This is a genomic window from Kitasatospora sp. MBT63, from assembly GCF_000710465.2.
Lineage (GTDB): Bacteria > Actinomycetota > Actinomycetes > Streptomycetales > Streptomycetaceae > Kitasatospora.
The window spans coordinates 1,097-11,488 of record NZ_JAIZ01000625.1 but is presented as its reverse complement, the minus strand read 5'-3'; the positions used below and the strand labels follow the sequence as shown (position 1 = coordinate 11,488).

Annotated in this window: 9 protein-coding genes and 1 pseudogene; 3 read left to right on the top strand and 7 right to left on the bottom strand. The window is 73.9% G+C overall.

All coding sequences use genetic code 11. The features are described from left to right. The coding region (locus AA75_RS32305) for a serine/threonine-protein kinase (RefSeq protein WP_051813875.1) at window positions 1-1,283 on the bottom strand (1,283 nt) is incomplete at its 3' end. A gap of 140 nt (window positions 1,284-1,423) precedes the next feature. Beyond that, the gene (locus AA75_RS32300) at window positions 1,424-2,305 is read right to left on the bottom strand and encodes a menaquinone biosynthetic enzyme MqnA/MqnD family protein (protein ID WP_051813874.1); all 882 of its coding nucleotides are present in this window, start codon (window positions 2,303-2,305) and stop codon (window positions 1,424-1,426) included. A gap of 348 nt (window positions 2,306-2,653) precedes the next feature. Here AA75_RS32300 and AA75_RS32295 point away from each other — a divergent pair, with 348 nt between their 5' ends. Beyond that, window positions 2,654-2,857 carry a cold-shock protein gene (locus AA75_RS32295; protein WP_003998944.1) on the top strand — a complete coding sequence of 68 codons (204 nt, stop codon included), beginning with the start codon at window positions 2,654-2,656 and terminating at the stop codon, window positions 2,855-2,857. A gap of 480 nt (window positions 2,858-3,337) precedes the next feature. Here AA75_RS32295 and AA75_RS32290 read toward each other — a convergent pair whose 3' ends face one another. Beyond that, a complete protein-coding gene (locus tag AA75_RS32290; RefSeq protein WP_033823893.1) occupies window positions 3,338-3,892 on the bottom strand; it encodes a hypothetical protein in 555 nt (184 codons plus the stop codon). A 124-nt stretch (window positions 3,893-4,016) separates the two neighbouring features. Then, window positions 4,017-5,393 carry a dicarboxylate/amino acid:cation symporter gene (locus AA75_RS32285; protein ID WP_033823892.1) on the bottom strand — a complete coding sequence of 459 codons (1,377 nt, stop codon included), beginning with the start codon at window positions 5,391-5,393 and terminating at the stop codon, window positions 4,017-4,019. 423 nt (window positions 5,394-5,816) lie between these two features. Between AA75_RS32285 and AA75_RS32280 the strand changes: the two genes are divergently transcribed. Then, the gene (locus AA75_RS32280; RefSeq protein WP_082526989.1) at window positions 5,817-7,085 is read left to right on the top strand and encodes an MFS transporter; all 1,269 of its coding nucleotides are present in this window, start codon (window positions 5,817-5,819) and stop codon (window positions 7,083-7,085) included. Between the two features lie 193 nt (window positions 7,086-7,278). Here AA75_RS32280 and AA75_RS32275 read toward each other — a convergent pair whose 3' ends face one another. Both AA75_RS32275 and AA75_RS32270 read right to left on the bottom strand, forming a co-directional pair. After that, window positions 7,279-8,313: a LacI family DNA-binding transcriptional regulator gene (locus AA75_RS32275; RefSeq protein ID WP_033823891.1), complete on the bottom strand. Its 1,035-nt coding sequence runs from the start codon at window positions 8,311-8,313 to the stop codon at window positions 7,279-7,281. A gap of 6 nt (window positions 8,314-8,319) precedes the next feature. Beyond that, the gene (locus AA75_RS32270) at window positions 8,320-8,646 is read right to left on the bottom strand and encodes a DUF4229 domain-containing protein (protein WP_033823890.1); all 327 of its coding nucleotides are present in this window, start codon (window positions 8,644-8,646) and stop codon (window positions 8,320-8,322) included. A 306-nt stretch (window positions 8,647-8,952) separates the two neighbouring features. On the opposite strand from AA75_RS32270, the gene AA75_RS32265 reads away from it, so the two are divergent. Continuing rightward, on the top strand, window positions 8,953-10,083 hold the full coding sequence (locus AA75_RS32265; RefSeq protein ID WP_051813873.1) for a hypothetical protein: 1,131 nt from the start codon (window positions 8,953-8,955) through the stop codon (window positions 10,081-10,083). 59 nt (window positions 10,084-10,142) lie between these two features. Here AA75_RS32265 and AA75_RS32260 read toward each other — a convergent pair. Next, window positions 10,143-10,392 (bottom strand): annotated as a pseudogene (locus AA75_RS32260) (MFS transporter); the annotation flags it as partial.

The window sequence follows — 10,392 nt, the reverse complement described above, 5'->3', positions numbered from 1 at the left end:
GCGGCGGGCGGCGAGGCGGACGGCGAGGGCGCCGGGGTGGCGCCCGTGTCCGGGGCGGCGCCCGGGCCGGGGGCGGAGTTCGTGGCGCCGGCGCCCTGGCCGCCGGTGCCGCTGCCCTGCCAGGGTTGCAGCACCACCAGCGACACGCCGAGCGTGGCCACCACGGCGGCGGCCACCAGCCACCGGAGGTCCGGGCGGCGTCCCGCCGGGGTGGTCGGCGGTGGTGTCCGTGGTGGTGTCTGTGGTGCCACTGGTACCTGCGGTGCGGGAGGTTGCCGGAGGTCCCGGTCCGACGGTCCGTCGACCTCGGTGCGGCTGTGCCCGGCGGCGGTCGCGGCGCCGCTCCCGCGGGCCGCCCCGTCGGCCGGGCCCGTGCAGCCGTCCCCCTCCCCCTCCAGGTCCAGCAGTTCGACCGCGCTGCGGGCGACCGCCGCCGACAGGGCCGGCGGGAGCCAGCCGTTCTCGCTCGGGCCGGGTGCCATGGCGGCCAGCCGCTCCCGCAGGTCGGCCGGGACCGGCCGGTCCTCGGGGCGCTTGGCCAGGCACTCCTCGACGATCTCGCGCAGCCCGGCCGGGACCCCGCGAAGGTCGGGCTCCTCGTGCAGGACCCGGTACAGCAGCACGGCCGCGCTGACGCCCTCGCCGAACGGCGGGACCCCGGTGGCCGCGTAGGCCAGCACCGCCCCCAGCGCGAACACGTCCCCCGCCGGACCCGGCCGGCCGCCCGCGGCCTGCTCGGGCGACATGAAGCCCGGCGAGCCGACCATGAACCCGGAGCGGGTGAGCTCGGTGGCCCCGTCCAGCGCGCGGGCGATGCCGAAGTCGATCAGGCGGGGGCCGTCCAGGGCGAGCAGCACGTTGGAGGGTTTGACGTCCCGGTGCACCAGTCCGAGGCCGTGCACATGGGCCAGTGCCCCGGCGAGTTCCGCCCCGAGGGCGTGGACGGCGGGGACGGGCAGCGGTCCGTGGCGGCGGACGGCGGCGCCGAGCGCCGGACCCGCGACGTAGCCGGTGGCGACCCAGGGCTGCGGCCCCTCGGTGTCGGCGTCCAGCACCGGGGCCGTCCGGGCGCCGCCCACCAGGCGGGCCGCCGAGACCTCCTGACGGAACCGGGCCCGGAACTCGGGATCGTCCGCGAGTTCACCGCGCACCACCTTGACCGCGACCGTCCGGCCGCCAGCGGTGCGGCCCAGGTAGACCCGGCCCATGCCGCCGGCCCCGAGCCGGCGCAGCAGCCGGTACTCGCCGATCTGTCGTGGATCGTCCGCCCCCAGCGGCTCCATGGCCCGCCCGTCCCCTCGTGTCCGGCCCCGCCCACCGCGCGCGGCTGCCCAGACAGTACCGCCGCGGGGTGCCGGCGGGGTGCCGTGCCGGGCGGCCGGTCGCGCGGGGCGGGGCGGCTGCCGGGTGGCGTCGGCGTCGGTCAGCCGACCGGGGCCGGCTCCAGCAGGGTGACCGTGACGTCGGGGGCGAAGCCGCTGTCCGGCGCGATCCGGCGGGCGAACTCGGCGATCCCCGCCAACTGCCGCTCACCCAGCGAGAAGTCCAGTGCCTCGCTGAAGTACCGCTCCAGCAGCGGCGCGTCGAACGACTCCCAGCGGGCCGCCTGCTCGGCCACCAGGGCGGCCTCGGCCAGCGAGAGGTCGCGCGACTCCAGGAAGGCCCGGTGCACGGCGGCCACCATCGCCGGGTTGCGCTCGGCGTAGTCGCGGCGGGCGGCCCAGACCGCGAAAACGAACGGCAGGCCGGTCCACTCCTTCCACATCGCCCCGAGGTCGTGCACGGCCAGCCCCTGACGGGGTGCCTGCTCCAGCGAGGCCCGCAGTGCCGGATCGCCGATCAGCACGGCGGCGTCCGCGTCGGCCAGCATCACGTCCAGGTCGGGCGGGCAGCCGAAGTACTCCGGCCGTACCCCTTCGCGCTCCTCCAGCAGCAGCCGGGCGAGCCGTACCGAGGTCCGGCTGGTGGAGCCGAGGGCGACCCGGCGGCCGTCCAGCTGGTTCAGCGGCAGCTTGCTGACGATCACGCAGGACATCACCGGTCCGTCGCTGCCGACCGCGATGTCCGGCAGCACCACCAGCCGGTCGGCGTTGCGCAGGTACTCCACACAGGTGATCGGCCCGATGTCGAGCGAGCCGTCCACCAGCCGGTCGCTGAGCTTCTCCGGGGTGTCCTTGCTGAGGTCCAGATCGAGCAGGTTTCCGGTCCGTGCCAGGCCCCAGTAGAGGGGCACGCAGTTGAGGAACTGAATGTGTCCGACCCGTGGCCTTACTGCCGCCGGGCCGCCTGAGTCCGTACCGGTCACCAGATGCTCCCTCTGCTGTTCGTGCGCTCCTGGCAGCGTATGCCTGCCTTACGGAAGGCCCCGCACCCGGTGGCCGACACACCGTGCACGGCTTTCGGAGACCCCTGGTCGGGGCAGCCCCCTCGTGCTACGGTTCCACTCAGTTGCAGTTTGATTCCCCTTGCAGTACTTGGAGCCTGCGGAGCATGTAACCGCAGGCTTTTTGTAATTTTTCACCAGCATCAATTGAGCACTGATTGAGCACTGTGCGAAAAAACTCCGGACCCACTCCGGAGGCGGGGCGATCAGCGCAGCGGACCGGGTGCCACAAGGTGTGGTGCCCGCTACGTCCCTCGCAAGGAGAACGGTATGGCGACCGGAACCGTCAAGTGGTTCAACGCCGAGAAGGGCTTCGGCTTCATCGCCCAGGAGGGCGGCGGCCCCGACGTCTTCGTCCACTACTCCGCCATCAACGCGAGCGGCTTCCGCTCGCTGGAGGAGAACCAGGCGGTCAGCTTCGACGTCACCCAGGGTCCGAAGGGCCCGCAGGCGGAGAACGTCACCCCTGTCTGATCCATCCTCTGATGATCTGATCGCTCGGGGCCCCGTGTGGGTCCACCGGCAGCCCTGACCGGCCGCCAGCAAGAGCATGACGAGCAGTACCAAGGGGGCCCGCCCCGGTCCGGTTCATCCGGACGCGGCGGGCCCCCTGCCTTTGTGCAGCCGGGCCTACGGGCTTGCGGGCTAGCGGTGGATTCCGGCCATCGTGGGCCGACCGGGTCCAGGTCCTCGCCCTCGGCGTCTGCGGTGGCGTCAGCGTCCGCAGAATCGCTGCCGGGTGTGGGGAGGACGTCGGTCCGGGCGCCCTCGGCGGAGAGCCGCAGGCGCCAGGAGCAGCCTTCGGTGGCGTCGTGGCGGCTGTCCGTCACCGTGATCCACCGGTCGGGCGGCGATTTCTCGCCGCGCCCGGCGCCACAAGTACCGAGGCACCGAAGGGAAGCATCCCGCACGGCGGGCCGGGACTCACCGCCGACGCCCGACCGCCTCCGCCCGTCAACAGGTGGGGCAGCCGGGAACAGGCGGGATCACCGGAAGGGCGGGATCTCCGCGGAGCCAGTCGGTGAGCCACTGGGCCAACGTGAGGTTCTGCGGGGCGAGCCAGTGGTGGTCGCAGGCGTTCTCGTCGGCGCCCCACATGCTGCCCTGCGGGCTGCTGAGGTCGATGCACCACCAGATGACACCGCCGAGGGTCACCAACGGCAGCACGTGGCGCGGATAGTACTGCTGTTCCGCAGAAGGCTGGGAGGTCCACTCCCGGTAGAGGTGCAGCAGGGACGATTCGTTGCTGAACCTCCGCTTCGACGCGGTGAGCGACACCACCCCGCCCTCCACGCGGCGGTACCCGGGGCCGCCACCGCCGCCGGGGCCGAAGCCGCCGTTGGCGGCCTCGCAGTAGATCCTCCGCAGCAGCGGCGCCATCGGGAACCCGGTGAGCGCCTCGAACGCGTCCGCCGCCTCCGCAGGCGCAGGGGGTGGCAGGCGGTCGGCCCGGGCGATTTCGCGGATCTCGGCGACGATCTCGTCGTCGGTCCAGGCAGGAGCGGTCACCCGGGAACCGTAGCGGCACGGTGGGCGGGGCGTCCGACCCGGGCAGGGCGAGGGCCGTCGGTCGAGCGACGGTTCGAGCCCTTCCCCCGGCCGGGGGAAGGGCTCGAACGGGGTGCGGGTCGGATCAGGCGGCGACCGGCTCGGCGGCCGGCTGCGCCGGGACGACGGCCGGGCGGTTCTCCGTCAGGAGGTCACCGGTCGGGTTGTTGTAGGCGTCGCGGTCGAGGATGCCCTCACGGGCGGCCACGATCAGCGGCGTCACCACCTGTCCGGCCACGTTGGTGGCGGTGCGGACCATGTCGAGGATCGGCTCGACGGCGAACAGCAGGCCCACGCCCTCCAGCGGGAGGCCCAGGGTGCTGAGGGTGAGCGTCAGCATCACGGTGGCACCGGTCAGGCCCGCCGTGGCGGCGGATCCGATGACCGAGACGAAGGCGATCAGGAGGTAGTCGCCGACGCCGAGGTGGACGCCGTAGAACTGGGCGACGAAGATCGCGGCCAGCGCGGGGTAGACGGCTGCGCAGCCGTCCATCTTGGTGGTGGCGCCGAACGGCACGGCGAAGCTGGCGTACTCGCTCGGGACGCCGAGGCGCTCGGTCACCCGGCGGGTGACGGGGAGCGTGCCGACCGAGGAGCGCGAGACGAAGGCGAGCTGGACGGCGGGCCAGGCGCCCTTGAAGAAGTTGAGCGGGTTGAGACCGCCGGCGAAGCGCAGCAGCAGCGAGTAGACGACGAACAGCACCAGCGCGCACCCGGCGTAGACGTCGACGGCGAGCACGCTCAGCGGCTGCAGGACGTCCTGGCCGTACTTGGCGACGGACTTGCCGATCAGGCCGAGGGTGCCGAGCGGGGCGAGCCGGATGACCCACCAGAGCGCGGTCTGGATCAGCTCCAGCAGCGACTCGCTCAGCTTGAGCACCGGGTCGGCCTTGGGCCCGATCTTCAGCACCGCAGCGCCGGCCACGACAGCCAGGAAGACGATCTGAAGGACGTTCACCTCGGTGAAGGCCTCGACGATGTTGCTCGGGAAGATACCGGTGATGAAGTCGACCCAGCTGCCGGTGTGCTTCGGGGCGGCGGCCTTGAGGCCGTTGTGGTCGACCTTGCCCGGGTCGGTGAGCAGACCGATGCCGAGGCCGATCGCGACGGCGATCAGCGAGGTGGCCAGGAACCAGAGCAGCGTGCGGACGGCCAGCCGGGCGGCGTTGGTGACGTTCCGCAGGTTGGCGACGCTGACCAGGATCGCGGTGAAGACCAGCGGCGGGACGGCGAGGGTGAGCAGCTGGACGAAGGTCCGGCCGATCGTCTCGAGGGTGGTGGCCAGCCAGGACACGTCGCCTGCACGGGCGATCCAGCCGAGCAGGGCGCCGAGGACGAGGCCGCTGACGATCTGGACCCAGAACGGGGTCTTTCGGACCTTCGCCAGGAACGAGGGCGGCGTGGACCCGGTGGGTGCCGGGGATCCGGCCGGTGCCGTGGACGCGGTGGGCGCGGTGGACATGGGGATGCGACTCCGGAGAACGGGAGGACAGACAGGGGGGTGGGGCGCGCGGGGGCGATGGCGGCACGGCGGAGGGCAGCCGGCGGGGCCGGGCCTCAGACGGGGCGTGCCGCCTCGGTACAGCGCAGGGCGCGACAGGTGCGCGGGCTGTCCACAGCACCGGACAGGCGCGGGCAGCAGGGTGCGAGCGGGGTGCTCGTCCCGTACTGGAGTGCGGCGCCTGGGGTGGTCATGGCCGGAAGATTAGCAATAAACCTTTGAGATGTTCAAAGTACAGGTTTGAGTTACGTCGACGAACGACCCGCGAGGGGTCGGGCGGGGCGGGCGAGCGGGCCCGGGACCACCTCGGTTGACCAGAGATAGTTATACGTATAACTTAGTGACCGACCCCAGCGCCCCCGCCTGCCCAGGAGACCGAACGCCATGGGCTATCTCGCCCTGCTCCGCGCCCCGCACGTCACTCGACTCCTGCTGGGCACCCTGCTCGGGCGGCTGCCCGCCGGGATGACCGCGCTGGTGATCGCCCTCGCGCTGCGCGAGGCCGGCGCGCCGTACAGCAGGATCGGGCTGGCCACCGCCGCGTACGCCATCGCCGCCGCCGTCGGCGGCCCGGTGCTCGGCCGGATCGTGGACCGCACCGGCCAGCCCCGGGTACTGATCGCCTCCGCGCTGGTCGCCGGACTGGGGTACGCGCTGCTGGCGCTCGAACCCGGTTCGCCGTCCGCCGCCCTGGCCGGCGCCGCACTCGCCGGGATGGCGATGCCGCCGCTCGAACCGTGCCTGCGCTCCCTGTGGCCCGCCGTGGTCGAGGAGGAGCAACTGGACACCGCGTACGCCTTCGACTCCGCCTCGCAGCAGGTCCTCTACGTGGCCGGCCCGCTGGCCGTGGCCGGACTGGCCGCCGCCTTCGGCCCGTCCACAGCCCTGTGGACGGCCGCGGCGCTCGGGCTGCTCGGTTCACTGGTGGTCGCCACCACCGCGCCCGCCCGCGCCTGGCAGGCGCCGCCGCGCGAGTCCTCGGCCGGCCTGCTCGGGCCGCTGCGCTCCCCCGGCCTGGTCCTGCTGCTGGTCGGACTGGCCGGCGCCGGCTGGACGGTCGGCGCCCAGAACGTGCTGTTCATCGCGTACGCCGAGAACCACCCCGGCGGCCTGCCGGGCGGCGCGGGCAGCCTGCTGGCACTGGCGGCCCTCGGCGGTCTGGTCGGCGCCCTGGTCTACGGCGCGCTGCCGTGGCGGATCAGCACCGCCACCCGCACCTGGACGATCGCGCTCGCGATGGCCGCCAGCTACCTGCCGCTGCTCCTGCTCCCCGGTCCGGCCGCCATGGCCGGTCTGGCGCTGCTGTCCGGGATCTCCCTGGCGCCACTGCTGGCGGCGGCGTTCGTCCTGGTCGCCGAACTGGCGCCGACCGGCACGGTGACCGAGGCGTTCGCCTGGCTGGTCACCCTCTTCGCGACGGGCAACGCGGCCGGCTACGCCGTCTCCGGGCTGCTCGCCTCCGACTCCCTGCCCGCCGTCGCGCTCTGCGCGGTGGGTGGGATCGGGCTGGGCGGCGCGCTGCTGTTCGGCTGCCGGCGGCGACTGGAGACCCGGCCGTCGGCGGGGACTGGGGAAGGGGCGCGGGACGCGGGCGGCAGCGCGGGCGGCGCCGTGGCGGCGGCTCAGGAGGAGCGCGTGGCCGCGAAGGCGTGAGGGGATCGCGAGGGCGGCTGACAGATGACGATATCTGTCATCCGCCCTCTGTCCATTGTCGATCGACCGCGCGACAGTCGGCCCACCCAGCACATGCGGGTCGCCATGGGGTCGGCAACGGGGGCGGCGCACATCCGGCGAACATCTTCGCGCTGACAGAATCCGTCAACTGTCATCCGTCATCCCGAGAACGTCAGCGCACAGCCGCCGCACCGGTCGAGCTGCGCACCACCAAGCTGGTCGCCAGAGCCGGGACGGCGGCCACCGGTTCCCCCCGGAGCAGCGCCGCCAGCGCGGTGACCCCGGCCCGGCCGAGTTCCTCGCCGGGGAGGTCGACGGTGGTGAGGGGCGGCGCCAGCAGCTCGGCCACCGGGATGTTGTCGAGTCCGACCACGGAGACGTCGGCGGGGATCCGCAGCCCGAGTTCGGCCGCGGCCTGGTAGAGCCCGGAGGCGACCACGTCGTCGTCGCAGACCACGGCGCGCGGCCGGTCCGGCCCGCCGAGCAGCCGGTGCGCGGCCTCGAAGGCGGCCTGGCGTCCTTCGTTCAGGCTGACGCCCGCCTCGACCACCTCCAGTCCGCGGGTGGCCTGTTCGAACGCGGCCTGCCGGACCCGGAAGGTGTACGCGGAGTGGGTGGACCTCAGATGCCCGATCCGCCGGTGGCCGAGTGCCACCAGGTGCTCGACCGCGCCGCGCATGCCGCCGGCGACGTCGAGTTCGACGGTCGGCCGGCCGTGGTTGGCGGCCGGATCGGCGTCCAGGAACACGGCGGGGGTGTCCGGCGGGAGCTCGCCGAGCTGGCTGTCGTCCGGGGAGCAGACCAGCAGGCCGTCGAAGCGGCTGGTGGCGGCGGCGTCCGCGAGGGTGGCGCTGGCCCAGCCGCTGCTGACCACGACGGCCAGCCCGTGCTTGCCCGCCTCCTCGTGCACCCCGGTCAGGACCCGTCCGAAGAAGGGGCCGAGCAGGTTGGGCACCGCCAGCAGGATCATGCCGCTGCGGCCGAGCCGCAGTTGCCGGCCGGCCGCCTGAGGGCGGTAGCCGAGGCTGCGGGCCGCCTCGCGGATCCGTTCCCGGGTGGCTTCGGACACCCGGTGCCCGGCGTCCGAACCCGAGAACACCAGCGACACGGTGGCCTGGGAGACGCCCGCCAGCCGGGCCACGTCACGGCCGGTCGGCCGCTTCGGAGGGGTGGGGGCGGCAGCCGGACCGCCCGCGGACTGCGGCACCGGGGATCAGTTCTGTACGGCTGCCGCGGCGGCGGCGCGGGCGGCGTCGTCGGCCGCGTCCTCCTCCGCGTTCTGCGCCGCGGTGCGCGAGCGGATCGTCTCGACCTTCTCGCTGATCTGCGCCGACATCGCGTCCCGCTGCTTGCTCAGCACCACGTAGCTGATCGGCGCGGACACCAGTCCGGCGAGCAGCACCAGGAAGACCGCACCCGCGTCACCGGCCACCGGGATCACACCGAAGTGGCCCAGCAGCAGGAAGATCAGCAGGCAGCCGAGGAAGATGCTGACCCGCAGGGACGTGTAGCGGAGCGTGGCGTGCGTCTTGCTGCTCACGGAAGGAGGTCCTCACTGCAGGGGTACGGCGGGCGGAGCTGGCCCACAGGGCACGGCTCCCAGTGAAGCATGCCGACCGACCGCAGCGGCAGACAGGCTCGTCACCGCCCTCGGACCGCCGCCGGTACCGGGCCCGCAACGCCTCCCACGCCCCGCGCCACCCCCGTTCCCCCGCGCCCGCGGTGGCAGCCCGGTCGGCGACGCCACGCCCCCCGGTCGGCGGGCGGACGCAGCGACGAGGACGGGTACCGCGAGTACAAGTGCGACGAGTACGACGAGTACGACCGTCCCCGCTAGCCTGCCGCGGTGGAGATCTCGCGGGGCGTCGAAGAGTGCGACGGGGTCTGGGCCGCACTCGCCGAGGGCCCACGGCCCTCCGGGAACCTCGCCCGGGCGTGGCTGGACGGCCTGGGCTTCAACCGTGCCGCCCCCGCCGCGGTACTGATCGGGCTCTTCGGTGCCGGAAGGGCGGGGTTCCTGCTCCGCGACGACCTGCCGCCCGGTGTCCTGGACGCGGCGGTCGCCCATCCCGCCAGGCGCGTCTGGGGGGCGGCCGCCGACAGCGGGAGACTCACTTCCCTCCAGTGGGACCGGCTGCTCGCCGCCACCGCGGGACTGCCGGTCCACGGCCTGGTCGCGGAGTTGGCCGCGGAGCACGCCGGGCGACAGCGCTCCGGCGCGAACCCACCCGCCCGCAGGGGCGTGGAGCGGGCTCCGCACGCCGGAGCCCGGCCGCCCGAAACACCGGCCGAGATCGCCGCGATGGCCGGCACCGTCCCCGAGATCACCGCCGACCACCGGAGCGTCGCCCTGTGGTGGGTCGCCGCGCTCCACGACGACCCCGCGGCCATGCGGCAGCTGGCCTCGTCCCCGAACCTGTGGATCCGCCGCAGTGTGGCCCGCGCGACGCGGCTCCCCGCGGACGTCGTGGAACTCCTCGCCGCCGACCAGGACCGCGCCGTACGGCTGTTCCTCGCCGAGTCCTGCGACGACGCCCCGGCGCACCTGCTCCTCGACGTCTGGAGCTGGTGGTCGGGCAGCTTCTCGTTCCCGGGCCGGCCCCGCAACCATCCGAACTTCCCGCGCGGCGGACTGCTGCGTCTCGCGGACAGCCCGCAACCGCGGCTGCGCCTCCTCGCGCTCGACGACCCCGCCTCGACGGGTGCCCTGGTCGAGCGGCTCGGCCACGACCCCGACGCCGAGGTGCGCCGCCACGCGGCCGGTGATGAACGGCTCTCGCCCGGTTCCGCGGCGAGGCTGACCGGCGACGCCGATCCGGCGGTCCGCCGGCAGGCCCGGCAGCATCCGGCCCTGCCGGCGGACGTCCTGGTGGGGTCACTGCTCGATGACCATGCTGCCGGGGACGCCGCCAGGAATCCCGCGATCCCGGTGGCTGTCATGCACCGCATGATCGAACTGGCCTCGCCGGGCGCCTGAAACCCCGCCCCGAAGCCCGGGCCCGAGCGCCCGGGCACCCGACCGCCCGAGCGCCCCGGCTACGCCGCCGGCGCGGGCCGCCGGGCGAGGCCGAGGCAGCAAAGCACCGCGACCGCGCACAGGCCGCCCGCCGCGTACCAGGCCAGGTCGTAGTCGCCGAAGTGGTCCCGGGCGAGGCCCGCGAGTGAGGCGACCGCGGCGGCGCCGATCTGGTGGGCGGCCAGTACCCAGCCGAACACCACCGGGGCGTCCGCGCCGAAGTGGCGGCGGCAGAGCGCGATGGTCGGCGGTACGGTGGCGACCCAGTCC

Bases quoted from the DNA above. Each gene is read 5' to 3' on its own strand.
- AA75_RS32285 (WP_033823892.1), bottom strand. From the start codon at position 5,393: ATGTCCACCGCGCCCACCGCGTCCACGGCACCGGCCGGATCCCCGGCA.
- AA75_RS32280 (WP_082526989.1), top strand. From the start codon at position 5,817: ATGGGCTATCTCGCCCTGCTCCGCGCCCCGCACGTCACTCGACTCCTG.
- AA75_RS32295 (WP_003998944.1), top strand. From the start codon at position 2,654: ATGGCGACCGGAACCGTCAAGTGGTTCAACGCCGAGAAGGGCTTCGGC.